Here is a 14,987-nt window from a genome sequence, read left to right as displayed (position 1 = left end):
CCTCCACGAACAAGCGCGTGTCCTTGGCCGTCACGCCGCAGGCATTCGCTTGGCCCGGCAAGAGTGGCGAAAGGCGTTGCCAGTGCGGGTCGGTCAGGAATGTGCGGTCTTTTTGCATCTTCAAAGCTACCTTAATTGTTCACACGTCCTAAAACACCATTGACGCTCCTTCTTCAAACGGCTTATTTGCGACTTCTGGATTGAACGCATACAAAAAGGGCGAGCGGTGTTGCCCAATCTTCCGTCGTTCCTCCAGCTGCGTGACGAGGCCGAGGGCGAGCAGCTTTTTGCGGAAGTTGCGGCGGTCGAACTGCCGGTCCAGAATGGATTCGTATAAGGAGTGAATTTCCGGAAGCGTGAATTTCTCCGGCAGTAGGTTTTGTCCAATGGCCTGCTGGTAAATCTGCGAGCGAAGCGTTACCAGCGCCTTGTCGATGATTTCGTTGTGGTCGTACTGCAATTGCGGAACGCTGTTGATGTCGACCCAATTGTACCCTTCCACCAAAAACTCCGGGTTGATGGTGACTGCCTGATAATCCACGAGGGCGTAATACCCAATCGAAAGCGTGCGCTTCGACAACCAGTGGTCGTCGTTGATGGCAATATTGGCCTTTGCATACACCTTGTTGTGGTTGTTCTGGATTTCGATGTGGTTCAGCCGGATGGGGCTGTCGCCGAAGATGTAAAACTGCTGCAAAAACAGATTGGTCAGCCGTGTCTTTTCATACAGGATGCGGTAGGCGGCATCTGTTAAGGCTTCTCGGCGCTCCACATAGCCGCCGGGCAAGCTCCAGTTTTTCTGGTCGTGGTAGCGAATTAGCAAAATTTTTAGCTGCTGGTCGTGGTAGCCAAATATTACGCAATCAATGGATAGATGCGGCAAATAACGCTTGTGCCCGTTGTGCACGAAATCAACAACGTCTTCGGGATTATTCATAAAATAAATTTTTTATTGCGTAAAGTAAACGCATTAGAAAATTGTGGTTACATTTACCACGCAAATATCGCAGAAAAGGCGCTTGTACTACCCCGCTTGAGCGTCCCTTGTTAGCCCTAACCGGCTGGTGCTTTATCCTTCCTACGGCCGTTGCCGGCATCCCTTTGGCACTGCCCCTTCCAACCGAGTCCCGCGACCAGTGTACCCTTCCCTTCCCGACCGGTAAAATTCCGCAATCGTTTCCTGCCCATATGTGTGAGCTGAACACATAACAGTGCTTCACAAAGAGCTTGTGATAAAGCACTTATAACAAGTAAGTTCAAATTTTCATCCGATTTAGAAATGATTTCCAGGATGCTGTCAGCACCCGGCTCAGCTTGCCTGTTGGCCATTGGGTTGGCATCAAAAACTCCGATTTTCACTAAAAATTCCCACTTAATCCCAAACATATGCTTCCATTCTTTTACAAAAACCTTTTACAGGGTGCAGTACTCCTTACTGTAAGCGGCCTGCAATCGATTTCGAACCCCGCAGTTGCGGAGCCCCGCGCTGCTGCCGCTTCCTGGGCACTTAACCCAGTGGCGGACGTGACCGTGTCGGGCCGCGTGACTCAGCCCAACGGCGAGGGCCTGCCCGGCGTGACGGTGCTCGTGAAGGGCACCAGCACCGGCACCTCCACCGGGGCCGATGGCAGCTTCAGCCTCAGTGTGCCCGAGAACAGCGTGCTGGTCTTCAGCTCAGTAGGTTTTGTGCGGCAGGAAGTGCCGGTGACCGGCGCTAACGCCAGCCTGGCCATCCGGCTGGTCGACGATACGCAGGCGCTGAAAGAAGTGGTGGTGGTGGGCTACGGCACGCAGGAGCGCCAGAGCGTGACCGGCGCCGTGGCTTCGGTGTCGGGGCGCGACATTGCCTCGCAGCCGGTGGCCGACCCGGCCCAGGCCATTCAGGGCCGCGCGGCGGGCGTGCAGGTTGTGTCCAACGGGGGCGCGCCGGGCGGACAGGGCGGTACGTCCATCCGAGTGCGGGGTATTACCTCGGCCGGCAACAACTCGCCGCTCTACGTCGTGGACGGTTTCCCGCTGCCCTCGGCGGTGGACGGCAATGGCAACGCAACGGGTACGGAGATTAACAGCATCAACCCGAATGACATTGAAACCATTGACGTGCTGAAGGACGCGTCGGCCACGGCCATCTACGGCCTGCGCGCCGCCAATGGCGTGGTGCTGATTACCACGAAGCGTGGCAAGGCCGGCACCTCCAATATCAACATCGACTCCTACGTGGGCGTGCAGAACGTGTGGCACAAGGTGGGCCTGCTCAATGCCCAGCAATATGCTGAGCTCAACAACGAGGCCCGCAAAAACTACAACACCCAGTTTCCGACCGATACGCGGGCACTCAACTCCCGTTTTGACTCGCCCGCCAAAATTGCGGCCCTGCCCTCCACCAACTTTTTGGACCAGATTTTTCGCCAGGCCAAGATTCAGAACTACTCGATTTCGGCCACCGGTGGCAGCGAAAAGGCGCGCTACGCGATAAGTGCGGGCTATTTTCAGCAGGACGGCATCATTATCGGCTCCGATTTTCAGCGCTTCACGTTGCGCACGAATGGCGAGGTTCAGTTGTCCAAAATCCTTAAAATTGGCAATACGCTGGCCCTCAGCCACCAGGAAGAGCATCCGCTGAATGGCGAAAACGACGAATTCGGTGGCCCTATCCAGCTGGCTATCCAGGCGCCACCTTTCCTGCCGGTGTACAACGCCAGCGGCGGGTTTTACGAGTTCGGCAGCACGCTGGAAGATAATTTCGGTGAGGAAAACCCGGTGACGAAAGCCTTGCGGGCGACCAACAAAAACAACCGCAACCGCGCGACTACCACGTTCTACGCGGAGCTGGAGCCCCTGACCGGCTTGCGCCTGCGCAGCAGCGTCGGCGCTGATTTGCAGTTCAACCAGAACGACCAGTTCAGTCCTTCCATCGTCGGGTCGTCGAAATACAACCCCCAGAATGCCGTTGCCAGCAGCAGCTCTACCTACTCGCCCAGCTACCTGATTGAGAATACTGCCACTTACGACCGGTCGATTGGCGCCAATCACCACCTGACCTTGCTGCTCGGCCAATCGGCCCAGCAGTTCGACAACTTCTACCTGGGCGGCAGCCGCACCGGCTACCCCACCAATACCCTGCAGATTCTGGACCAGGGCCCGATTAACGCCCAGATAGCCAACTTTGGCGGCAGCAGCCGCAGCCGGCTGCTCAGCTACTTTGGCCGCTTGAACTACGAGTTTGCCGGCAAATACCTCTTCCAGGCCATTGCCCGCTTCGACGGCTCGTCGGCTTTCGGCCGCGCCAACAGCATCGGCTTCTTCCCCGGCGTATCGGCGGGCTGGCGCCTGTCGGAAGAAAACTTCATCAAGGAAGTGGCCGCCATCAGCAACCTGAAACTGCGCGTGGGTTACGGCAAAGTAGGCAACCCATTGAATGCGGGCACCTTTGCGTACACCGCCCTCATTAACTCCTCAATTAGCTCGTACGGCGGGCCCGGTACGGGCTACGTCTTCGGCACGGGCAGCCAGGCCACGGCGCAGGGCAGCGTGCCGACCCGCCTGGCCAACGCTGACATCGCCTGGGAAACCAATGAGCAGTATAACGTGGGCGTGGACCTGGGCCTGTTCCAGAACCGCGTGAGTGCCTCGCTCGACCTGTACACCCGCACCTCGCCCAACCTGCTGCTCTACGTGCCGGCTACCTACGTCTCGGGCACCCGCGATGCGGTACCGACCAACGCCGCCGCGTCCCGGAACCGGGGCGTGGACCTGTCCGTCACCACCAACAACTTTGTGAGCACCGACCAAGGCTTGACCTGGAGCACTACCCTGAACATATCGGCCTACCGCAGCGAGATTACTTCGCTGGGCATTGGCAAGCCCTTCAACGGGCAGGGCATCCGGGGTGGGTCCAGCCTGGTGCGCTACGACGTAGGCCAGCCCCTGGGTGCGTTCTACGGCTTCGTGGCCGATGGCCTTATTCAGACGAATGATGAGCTGGCCGGACTGAACGCGAAGTCCCCCACCGGGTTCTACCAGAGCTCGGGCACGGCCCCCGGCGACATCAAGTTTAAGGACGTGAACGGCGACGGCGTGGTGAATGACGACGACCGCGCCTTCATCGGCAATCCGAACCCGAAGTTCACGTATGGCCTGAATAACACGTTTACCTTCCGGGGCTTCGACCTGAACGTATTCCTGCAAGGCTCGCAGGGCAACGACGTGTACAACCTGAACCGCTACTACCTGGAAGGCGGCCTGGCGGCGGCCTCCAACGCGGGCACCATCGCGCTGGACCGCTGGACGCCGACGCACACCAACACCGATGTGCCCCGTGCCGTGTTCAACGACCCGAACCAGAACAACCGCATATCGAGCCATTACCTGGAAGACGGTTCCTACATGCGCATCAAGCTGCTCACGCTGGGCTACACGCTGCCCCAGTCGCTGCTCACGACGCTGCACAGCCAGCGCATCCGCGTGTATGTGAGTGCCCAGAACCTGGCCACCTTCACCAAATACACCGGGTTTGACCCGGAGCTGGGCAACCAGGGCAACAGCCTGGGCGTCGACCGCGGCATTTACCCGCAGGCCCGCGCCTTCCTGGCCGGGGTAAACATCGGCTTTTAGCCAGTGATGCAGGGTTCGTGATGCGGGTAGTGCCTTTCTGCTTTGGCCCCAATCATCAACCCTTTATCGCTATCTCTTCTCCCATTTCTGACTCTTAACTTATCAAGTTGATGAACCCGTTATTTTTCAAAAAACAAGCCCTGGGCACGATGCTGCTCACGCTGGGGCTGCTCGGCACCAGCTGCACCAAAGACTATCTGGAGGTCCAGCCACGCAATGCGGCCTCGACCGAGACGTTTTACACGACCCAGACCGACGCCATTCAGGCCACGAACGCGGCGTATGCCCAGCTGCAGCAGGCCGGCATGGTGAACCACTCGCTCTGGATGATGGATATCATGGCCGACAACTCTTATGTGGGCGGCGGCGGCGCGGCCGACGGCATCGAGTTTCAGCAGCTCGACAACTACACGATTCCGCCCAGCAACCCCGTCACCACGGACCACTTTCAGCGGGCCTACCTGGGCATCGGCGCGGCCAATCAGGTCCTGCTGCACGTACCAAACATCACGGTGATAGACGCGGCCATCAAAAGCCGGTCCTTGGGCGAAGCCCATTTTCTGCGGGCCCTGTACTACTTCTACCTGGTGCGGGCCTACGGCGACGTGCCGCTGGTGTTGACTCCCGCCGCCAGCCCGGCCGCCGCGGCCAGCGTGACCCGCGAGACGGCGGCGAAGGTGTATGCGCAGATTATCATCGACCTGACCGAAGCCATCAATACCCTGCCCCTGCCCTCTGCCTACTCGGGCGAGGACGTGGGCCGGGCCAGCAAGCTGTCGGCGATGGGCATCCTGGCCAAGGTGTATCTCACGCAGGGCGACATGACCAACGCCGCCCGGCAGGCTGATTTGACCATCACCGCGGCCCTGGCCGATGGCAAAGGGCTGTGGCCCAACTACGGCGACAACTTCAAGCTGGAAAACGAGAATGGCAAGGAGTCGCTGTTCGAGGTGCAGTTCAAAAGTGGCCTGAATGGCTACATTCTCGAAGGGCCGGGCTCGGCCATCAACGAGTTCTGGGGCGCACGCTTTTTCGGCAGTCCCTACGTGGTGAGTAGCGGCGGCTACGGCTTCAACATCCCGGAGCGGGAGTTTGCGGACGGCTACGAGGCCGGCGACCGGCGCAAGGCCGTGACGATGTTCGTGCCCGGCGACCTGTACACGGACGGCCCCAAGGATGCCCAGGGGAACATGCAGGTGCAGCCCGCCCGGCTGGAGGGCGACCCCAACGGGTTCAACGTGCGCAAATTCTACTCCGGTACGTTGTCCACCATCTGGGATTCGCCCCTCAATGTGCCCATTCTGCGCCTCGCCGATGTGTACCTGATTAAGGCCGAGGCAGGCGGTACCGGCGCGCTGGCGGCCCTCAACGCAATACGGACGCGGGCCGGCCTGCCCGCTGCCACCAATACCAGCCAAGCCACCGTGCTGAAAGAGCGCCGCTACGAGCTGGCCTTCGAGATGGACCGCTGGTACGACCTGAAGCGCACGAGAACGCTGCTTAACAACCCCAACCTAATCGCCAAGGGCATCAAGCCGTTCAATGATTTACTGCCCATTCCGCAGGTTGAGCGCGATGTGAACCCGAACCTGACCCAGAATCCGGGCTATTAAACGCTAGTGAGGGCAGGTTTCAACTGTATGGGGGTGTAAAGACGCGACACGGCACGTCTCCATACCCTGTGCATGAGCCTGACCAACTACAACATACCGACCTGAAAACGGCAGTAGAAATCCATTTAAAAAACGGAACCGGCCAGCCGCCGAGTGGTGGGAACAGCAAATCGGCTGGCCGGGGATGTTTTTTCAGTTAATTCCAACCCTCATTTACGTCCGTGCGGCGAGCGTTAGCCACCGCCCGCCACCACGCTCTTTCACCCTTCTCATGTCCCACAAATTCCCCCGCTTCCCGGTTTTCCTGGGTGCTGCTTTTTACACGCTCGCGGCGGTCGGCCCGGCGGCGGCCCAGCACAAGCCCGTTGCCACCGCGGTGGCCAGCCAACAGGCCGCTCTCACGGCGAACGACGCCAAAGTTGAGGCGCTCCTCAAGCAGATGACGCTGGAGGAGAAAATCAAGATGATTCACGCCAATTCGGCCTTTGCTTCGGGCGGCATTGCCCGCCTGGGCATCCCCGAGCTGATGACCTCCGACGGCCCCCACGGCGTGCGCCCCGAGCAGGGCCGCGACTGGCGCGGCGTGAAAGACGCCAAAGACGCCGGCACCTACCTGCCCACCAACAACACCCTGGCCGCCACCTGGAACCCCGCCCTGGGCTTTGCCTACGGCACCGTGCTGGGCCAGGAAGCCAACGCCCGGGGCAAGGACATGATTTTGGGTCCCGGCATCAACATCGTGCGCGCCCCGCTGAACGGGCGCAACTTCGAGTACCTGAGCGAGGACCCGTTCCTGGTGTCGCGCATGGTGGTGGGCTACATCAAGGGCGTGCAGGCGCAGGGCGTGTCGGCCTGCGTGAAGCACTACGCCCTGAACAACCAGGAAGTCCACCGCGACGACATCGACGTGAACGTGAGCGAGCGGGCCCTGCGCGAAATCTACCTGCCGGGCTTCCGGGCCGCCGTGCAGCAGGGGGGGGTATATGCCCTCATGGGCTCGTACAACAAGTTTAGGGGCACCTACGCCACCGAAAACGCCTACCTGATGAATACCGTTCTAAAGGGCGAATGGGGCTTCAACGGCCTCGTAATCAGTGATTGGGGCTCGGTGCATTCCACGGAGGAAGCCCTGCGCAACGGCACCGACCTCGAAATGGGTACCGATTTGGTGCTGATGAGCAAGGGCCTCGACCAGAGCGCCACGGCCTCGGGCGTAACCGGCCAGCCCGACCTGGTGAACGGCAGCAGCCAAAGCCTCTACAACCGCTTTTTCCTGGCCGACCCCGCCCTGGAAGCCATCAAAAAAGACCCCAAGCTCGTGCCCCTGCTCGACGACAAGGTGCGGCGCATTCTGCGGGTGGAGTTTGCTACGCACATGCTGGGCGGCACCAAGCGCCAGCCGGGCTCCTACAATACCAAGGAGCACCAGGCTACGGCGCTGAAAGTGGCCGAGGAAGGCATCGTCCTGCTAAAAAACGACGGGATTCTGCCTCTGAAAAAGACCGTGAAAACGGTGGCCGTTATCGGGGCCAACGCCACCCGCGAGAATGCCGGCGGCGGCGGTAGTTCCCAGCTCAAGGCCACCTATGAGATTACGCCCTTGCAGGGCATTAAGAACGCGCTGGGCAGCGCGGCCACCGTCACCTTCAGCCCCGGCTACACCATCGCCCGCGACCAAAAGGCCGACCCCAAGCTGCTGGCCGATGCCGTGGCCGCCGCCAAAGCCGCCGACGTGGTGATTTACGTGGGGGGCTCCTTCCATGGCTACGACTACACCAAGTGGAGCGACAACGCCTACGATGCCGAAGGCACCGACAAGCCCGACCTGAAAATGCCCTTCGGCCAGGATGAGCTGGTACGGGCCGTGCAGGCCGCCAACCCCAATACCGTGGTGGTGCTGCTCGGCGGCGGGCCGATTGAGGTAGCCGCCTGGGCCGGCCAGGCCAAGGCCGTGCTCGAAGCCTGGTACCCCGGCATGGAGGGCGGCAACGCCCTGGCCCACGTCCTGTTCGGCGACGTGAATCCGTCCGGCAAGCTGCCCTTCACCTTCCCCGTGAAGCTGGAAGACGCGCCCGCCATGAAGCTGGGCGAGTACCCCAGCACCCCCGGCGAACCCCTGAAACAGACTTACAAAGACGACATCTGGGTGGGCTACCGCTACTACGACACCTACAACGTGGCCCCGCAATACGCCTTCGGCCACGGCCTGAGCTACACCACCTTCAAATACAGCGCCCTCACCGTGACGCCCGGCACTAAAAGCGCCACCGTGAAGCTGACCGTTACCAACACCGGCAAAGTGGCCGGGGCCGAAGTGGTGCAGGTGTACGTGAAGGACGAAAAGGCCAGCGTGAAGCGTCCCGAAAAGGAGTTGAAAGGCTTCGAGAAGGTGTTTTTGAAGCCCGGCGAATCGAAAACCGTGACCGTAATGCTGGATGCGGCGGCGTTTCAGTATTATGATGAGGCGAAGAAAAGCTGGGTGCTGGAGCCCGGCAAATTCGACGTGCTGGTAGGCAGCTCGTCGCGGGATATCCGCCTGACGGGCGGGGTGACGCTTTAGTAGTCCCACCGCCTTGCGGGGTCGCCCTCCGCGTCAACCTCACCCCTTCATTTTTGGAGAGTGGCCGAGGCTGACGCGGAGGGCGACTCTATGTTACCACTCATGTCAATCCTCATGCCCCCCACCAAATTCCTTCTCCTCGCCGCCCCACTCGCTGCCCTGGCCCAAAAGCCGCAGGTGCAAAAGCAGCCCGACGGCATCACGCTCACGCTGCCCGCGCCCAACGACCACGCTGCCCGCACCGTGCGCCTGCAAGTGGTGTCCGAGCACATTATCCGCGTTCGGGCCAGCGTGCTCGATTCGGTTTCTTCCGAGGCCAGCCTGATGGTGGTGGCCCAGCCGGCTACGCCGGTACGCTGGCAGTACCAGGAGAAAAAGGGCTTGGGCATGCTGAGCACCGCCAGCCTGCGGGCCACCGTGACGTTGGCCACCGGCGAAGTCGCGTTTGCCGACGCGCAGGGCCATCTCATGCTGCGGGAGCGGCCCAATGGCGGCAAAAACTTCGCGCCCGTGACGCTCGATGGGCAGACGTTTTACCAGGTGAGCCAAACGTTTGAGTCGCCGGCCGATGAGGGGCTGTACGGGCTGGGGCAGCACCAGAACGGCGTGATGAACTACCGGGGCCAGCAAGTGGAGCTGGCCCAGAACAACACCGAGGTGGCGGTGCCCTTTCTGATTTCGAGCCGGAACTACGGCATTCTGTGGGACAACTACTCCATCACGAAGGTGGGCGACACCCGCGACTACCAGCCGCTGTCCAGCCTGAAACTGTATTCGAAGGAAGGCACGCCGGGCTGGCTCACGGCCACCTACCGCGACAAGAACAGCCAGCAGGTGGTGGCCCAGCGGCCCGAATCGGTCATCAGCTACGAGTATTTGGAGGACCAGAAAAGCTTCCCCGAAACCGTAAAGCTGGGCCAGACGCTGGCCACCTGGGAGGGCTCCATTGAGGCGGGTACCACGGGGCTGCACCACTTTTTGCTGAAAAACGCCGGCTACGCCAAGCTCTACATCGACGGCAAGTTGCAGGTGGATAAGTGGCGGCAGGCCTGGAACCCTGGCACCTCGCTGGTGGCCCTGAACCTGGAAAAAGGCCATAAATACGCCCTCAAGCTGGAATGGAATCCCGACGGCGGCGAGTCGTACCTGGGGCTGAAGTGGCTGGGGCCGCTGGAAGGCCAGAGTGCCAACGAGTATAGTTTTGCCTCGGAGGCGGGGCGCGGCATCGACTATTATTTCGTGCAGGGCGGCTCGCTGGACGAGGTGATTGGCGGCTACCGCCAGCTCACGGGCAAGGCCCCGGTGATGCCGCGCTGGGCGGTGGGCTTCTGGCAGAGCCGGGAGCGCTACAAGACCCAGCAGGAGCTACTGGACGTGGCCGCCGAGTTTCGCAAGCGCCGCATTCCGCTCGATAACATCGTGCTGGACTGGTCGTACTGGAAGCCCGCCGAGTGGGGCAGCCAGGAGTTCGACCCCGCCCGCTTCCCCAACCCCGACGCCATGATACAGCAGCTGCACGCGCAGCACATGCACTTTATGATTTCGGTGTGGGCCAAGTTCAACGAGGGCATCCCGGCCTTCGATGCCTTCAATGCCCAGGGCTTCCTCTACCCGCGCAACATCGCCGACCGCACCAAGGACTGGATTGCGCCCGGCTACACGTCCTCGTTCTACGACGCGCTGAACCCCCGCGCCCGCACCGCCTTCTGGAACCTGATGAATACCAAGCTCTTCGCCAAGGGCATTGATGCCTGGTGGATGGACGCTTCGGAGCCCGACATTCACTCGAACACCAACGTGGCCACCCGCAAGGAGCTGATGACGCCCACCGCGCTGGGTTCCTCCACGCGCTATTTCAACGCCTTCCCGCTGCAAAACGCCAAGGGCATTTACGAGGGCCAGCGCGGCACCGCGCCCAGCCAGCGGGTGTTTTTGCTCACACGCTCGGGCTACGCGGGCTCGCAGCGCTACGCGGCGGCCATCTGGAGCGGCGACATTGCCGCGCGCTGGGAAGACTTCAAAAGCCAGATTCCGGCCGGCCTCAACTTCTCGCTCTCGGGCATCCCGTACTGGACCACCGACATCGGCGGCTTTGCCGTGGAGCACCGCTACGAGCAGCCCAACATGGCCGTCAAAGACCTGGAAGAATGGCGCGAGCTGAACACCCGCTGGTTCCAGTTCGGGGCGTTTTGCCCGCTGTTCCGGGTGCACGGGCAATTGCCGTTCCGCGAAGTGTTCAACATTGCCCCGGCGGGCCACCCGGCCTACGAAAGCATGCTCTACTACAACCAGCTGCGCTACCGGCTGATGCCCTACACGTACTCGCTGGCCGGCCAGGTGCACCACCAGGATGCCACCATCATGCGCGGCTTGGTGATGGATTTTGGTCAGGACCCGGCCGTGCGCGGCATCGGCAACCAGTTCATGTACGGCCCCAGTCTGCTGGTGAGCCCGGTGACGGACTACCAGGCCCGCACCAAACAGCTGTACCTGCCGGCCGGCACCGGCTGGTTTAATTTCTACACCGGTCAGTACCAGCCCGGCGGCCAGACCATCAGCGAGCCCGCCCCGCTGGAGCGAATGCCGCTGTTCGTGCGCGAAGGGACCATCCTGCCCTTCGGCCCCGAGCTGCAATACGCCGACGAGAAGCCCGCCGACCCCATCACGCTCTACGTCTACACTGGGAAAGACGGCCAGTTCTCGCTCTACGAGGACGAAAACGTGAACTACCGCTACGAGCACGGCGCCTTCGCCACCATCCCGCTAAGCTGGAATGAGCAGACCAAAGCCCTCACCATCGGCGAACGCAAGGGCGCATTTCCGGGCATGGTGGCCAGCCGCACATTCAACGTGGTGTGGGTGAGCAAGGGCAAGCCCGCACCAGTCGATTTCCAGCGGGCAGCGGATAAAACGGTGACGTATGCGGGCCAAGCGGTGGCGGTGAAGATGGAATAGCAGCTGAATCCCGAGGTGAAAAAGCGGTTCTTCTTCAAACAGATACTGTTGGCGAATTGGTTTTAAGGGGTGAAGCATAAGTAAGCGCATAAATTCAAGGGCTGTATTTCTGGTCCATGCGTTCCCCCCTTGCTCTGAGCCCCGACGAAGCCACGACCCTCGACGCGTGCAGCCACCACGCCTGCCCCCCGCCAGCGCCGGCGCGCCCAGGCCGTGCTGGGCCACCACCGGGGCCAGACCCTGAACCAGTTGGCGGCCTTTTTTGCCGTTCGTTACGCCCCCGTCCACGGCTGGCTCACCGCTTGGGACGACCACGGCCTGGCCGGCTTGCTGGATGGCCACCGGACCGGCCGGCCGCCCAAACTGCCTCCGGCCGCCAAAAAAAAGGAAGCAGCTGGCTCGGCAAGGCCCCCCAGCAGCTGCGGCGCTGGATGCCACGCCTGCGCCGCGCCTTTGGGATTCAACTGCACATCAGCCCCTTGCGCCGCCTGGCGCGGGCGGCCGGCTACACCTGGAAACGCTCCCTGCGGGCCCAGCGCGACCCGGCTGCCTTTGCCGCCGGTCAGGTCCGATTGCGGGAACTGCACCGGGCCGAGGCCCGCCACGAAGTGGCCGTGGTCTACGTCGACGAATGCTGCTTCTCGCGCCAAGCCCCCGTCCCTTGTGCCTGGCAGCGCCGGGGCCAGCCACCGGTGGAACTGCCCGCCGTGCGCGGCAGCGGCGGGCACTCCGTGCTAGGCTTCTGGCAGGCCCATGCACCCAGGCAACCCCTGCCAGCCTATGCGCGGCCCGGCACCCTCACGGCCGCCCCTTTTGTGCTGGCCGTCACCGATTTCGCCCAGTCCCTGGACCGCCCCACCGTTCTGGTTCTCGATAACGCCGCGATTCACCGGGCCCATGCGGTGCGCGCCTGTCACGCTTAATGGGCGGACAGCGGCTTAACCCTGTTGTTTTTGCCTCCTTATAGCCCCGAACTCAACCACATCGAGCTGCTCTGGCACCGCTGCAAACACTACTGGGTACGCCCGGAAGACTACCAATCCGACCACACCTTGCTCCAACGCATCGAATACGTGTTGAACCGGGTTGGGAAAAATTATATGGTTAGTTTTGCGTGACTGCTTATATGGTAGCCAACGGCACTTCGGGCGGCCCGGGAAAAGAGCCGCTCCCGCCGGAAGCTGCCGTAAGAAAAGAATAGCTGCTGCGATTGGCCATGGCAATGCCTGCTTGACTGGTTACTTGCGCCGTGACTGTTACGTCGATGCGTTCACCAACGACCAGCCGTTGGGAAGGCGTGAACACCACTGTCGGCGTACCCGCTCCACTATACGTTCCCGGTACGCGACCGCGCAGGTTACTTGCCACAGCGATGCCAGCCACACTGGCCGCCTGCGCGCTCATCGGTTGAGAAAAGGTGAGCCGAATTATGCTGTTGAGGCTCACAGCCACGGCATTACGCACAGGAACACGGGTGAGGAGCACTGGCGCTTGGGCCATGCTTTGGTACGTCAAAGCGCACAACACCACCCAAAGTAGAAAGCGCGAATAAAAATTTGGCACGAGCGATTATAGAGTAGAGAATGTAGAAAAACGAATATCCAAACCAATAACCAGCGCAAATTACTAGCCTTAGCTCACCGCACGTTCCAGCAGTCGATTCACAGTGGTGGGATGAAAGGCCCCGCCCCGGCGGGTGCGGTAACCGGCGGCGGTGAGTTCGGCCGCAATTTGAGGTAACGAGTGGCCCTGGGCCCGCAACAGGCCGGCCAGACGGGCAGCTTGCCGGTTGGCCTGGTGGTCTCGGGCGTTGGCCTGCATCGCTGCCCGCCCTGCCGCCCGGGCCTCGTCGGTTAGGTTGGCCGGTGTGCCCAACGTGGCGCCGCGGGCCTTCTTCGCTTTGAGCGCGTCCTTGGTGCGTTTGGAAATGGTTTCCCGCTCGTGCTGGGCGAGCACGGCAAACAGGCCCACGGTTAACGTGTTTGCGTCGGGCATATCGCAGCAGACGAAGTCGACGCCCGCGTCGCGCAGGGTGAAGATGAACCCCGCATTTCTACTAAGCCGGTCCAACTTGGCAATGAGCAGCGTCGCCCCCACCCGCCGGGCTTCGGCAATGGCGGCCAGCAGCTGGGGCCGGTGGTTGTGCTTGCCGCTCTCCACCTCGACGTATTCCGGCAACAGCTGCGCGGGGTCGGGCACGAAGGCCCGCACGGCGGCTTGCTGCGCTTCGAGCCCGAGCCCGGACGCGCCCTGCTTTTGGGTGGAGACGCGATAATAAGGCGTGTACCGTTTCAGGGGAGTCGTCGAAGTCACGCAAGCGGGGGTGAAACCGCCCGCAAGGTAGTGCCTTTACATCTTATAAACGAGCGTTTGAAAAGTGTTAGCTTTGCCAAAACTTCCGGTTTTGCTCCTTGACTATGCGCTCTTCCTCGCTGCCCACTCGTCCCTACTTTGCCTACTATCGGGTTTCGACCCAAAAGCAGGGCGCGTCGGGCTTGGGCCTGGAGGCACAGCGGGCAGCGACTCGGGCCTTCGTGGCCGACCCGGCCGCCTTGCGCGGAGAGTACGTGGAAATGGAGAGCGGCAAAAAGAACCACCGGCCCCAGCTGCTGGCCGCCATCGCGGCCGCCCGGCGGGCGGGCGGGGTGCTGCTCATCGCGAAGCTGGACCGGTTATCACGCAACGCGGGCTTCATCTTTACCCTGCGCGACGCGGGCGTGGAATTTGTTTGCTGCGACATGCCCGACGCGAATACGCTTACCGTGGGCTTGTTTGCGGTGCTCGCCCAGCACGAGCGGGAAACCATTTCCAAACGCACCAAGGACGCGCTCACCGCCAAGAAAGCTCGGGGGGCCACGTTGGGCACGCCGGCGAATCTGACCGCCGAGGCCCGGCAACGGGGCTTAGCCGTGCGCCAGCAGAATGCCAGGGAAAATCAAGCCACTAAACAGGCGAGCCGGGTGGCGACGCTTCTGCAATTGCAAGGCCACAACCTGACGCAGATTGCCCGCGAACTCAACGAAGCCGGGTACCGCACCCGCCGGGGCAAAGCCTTTCACTTAGCTACGGTCCGCCGGCTCCTCGTCCGAGCCACCACGAAACCAAGGCCACCGGCAGCCCATCCGCTTGCCGACGCAGACGTGTAGGGAGGCGGATTCGCAAGCAACAGTACTCGCATGCGTGCGACACACCCGATGACCGACGCAAAATTCTTTAACGTGCTATTTTTCCGTTTTCTGAGAGGA

At 61.5% G+C, this 14,987-nt stretch carries 9 protein-coding genes and 1 pseudogene; 7 read left to right on the top strand and 3 right to left on the bottom strand.

The window, feature by feature from the left end; all coding sequences use genetic code 11:
* Positions 1-148: 148 nt before the first annotated feature.
* Positions 149-937, bottom strand: coding sequence for an NUDIX hydrolase (locus J4G38_RS26155; protein ID WP_210521778.1), 789 nt, complete (start codon positions 935-937; stop codon positions 149-151).
* Between the two features lie 449 nt (positions 938-1,386).
* Here J4G38_RS26155 and J4G38_RS26150 point away from each other — a divergent pair, with 449 nt between their 5' ends.
* The 6 genes and pseudogenes from J4G38_RS26150 to J4G38_RS29290 form a co-directional block, all read left to right on the top strand.
* Positions 1,387-4,614 carry a SusC/RagA family TonB-linked outer membrane protein gene (locus J4G38_RS26150; protein ID WP_210521780.1) on the top strand — a complete coding sequence of 1,076 codons (3,228 nt, stop codon included), beginning with the start codon at positions 1,387-1,389 and terminating at the stop codon, positions 4,612-4,614.
* Positions 4,615-4,724: 110 nt separating this feature from the next.
* Positions 4,725-6,227 carry a RagB/SusD family nutrient uptake outer membrane protein gene (locus J4G38_RS26145; RefSeq protein ID WP_210521781.1) on the top strand — a complete coding sequence of 501 codons (1,503 nt, stop codon included), beginning with the start codon at positions 4,725-4,727 and terminating at the stop codon, positions 6,225-6,227.
* 271 nt (positions 6,228-6,498) lie between these two features.
* Positions 6,499-8,787: a glycoside hydrolase family 3 C-terminal domain-containing protein gene (locus J4G38_RS26140; RefSeq protein ID WP_210521782.1), complete on the top strand. Its 2,289-nt coding sequence runs from the start codon at positions 6,499-6,501 to the stop codon at positions 8,785-8,787.
* Between the two features lie 114 nt (positions 8,788-8,901).
* Positions 8,902-11,742 (top strand): TIM-barrel domain-containing protein, encoded by a 2,841-nt coding sequence (locus J4G38_RS26135; protein ID WP_210521783.1) that lies wholly within the window; start codon positions 8,902-8,904, stop codon positions 11,740-11,742.
* Positions 11,743-11,955: 213 nt separating this feature from the next.
* Positions 11,956-12,480: a helix-turn-helix domain-containing protein gene (locus J4G38_RS29295; protein ID WP_210521784.1), complete on the top strand. Its 525-nt coding sequence runs from the start codon at positions 11,956-11,958 to the stop codon at positions 12,478-12,480.
* Positions 12,369-12,860 (top strand): annotated as a pseudogene (locus J4G38_RS29290) (transposase); the annotation flags it as partial. The gene J4G38_RS29295 and the pseudogene J4G38_RS29290, both read left to right, overlap by 112 nt.
* A 4-nt stretch (positions 12,861-12,864) precedes the next feature.
* Here J4G38_RS29290 and J4G38_RS26120 read toward each other — a convergent pair.
* Together J4G38_RS26120 and J4G38_RS26115 are read right to left on the bottom strand one after the other, a co-directional pair.
* On the bottom strand, positions 12,865-13,305 hold the full coding sequence (locus J4G38_RS26120) for an Ig-like domain-containing protein (protein ID WP_226163889.1): 441 nt from the start codon (positions 13,303-13,305) through the stop codon (positions 12,865-12,867).
* A gap of 69 nt (positions 13,306-13,374) precedes the next feature.
* Positions 13,375-14,055, bottom strand: a complete 681-nt coding sequence (locus J4G38_RS26115; RefSeq protein WP_210521787.1) for a recombinase family protein — start codon at positions 14,053-14,055, stop codon at positions 13,375-13,377.
* A gap of 104 nt (positions 14,056-14,159) precedes the next feature.
* Between J4G38_RS26115 and J4G38_RS26110 the strand changes: the two genes are divergently transcribed.
* The gene (locus J4G38_RS26110) at positions 14,160-14,888 is read left to right on the top strand and encodes a recombinase family protein (protein WP_210521788.1); all 729 of its coding nucleotides are present in this window, start codon (positions 14,160-14,162) and stop codon (positions 14,886-14,888) included.
* Positions 14,889-14,987 lie beyond the last annotated feature (99 nt).

The organism is Hymenobacter terricola (assembly GCF_017921975.2).
In the GTDB taxonomy this organism is placed as follows: domain Bacteria; phylum Bacteroidota; class Bacteroidia; order Cytophagales; family Hymenobacteraceae; genus Hymenobacter; species Hymenobacter terricola.
This window is presented reverse-complemented; position numbering and strand designations above follow the sequence as displayed.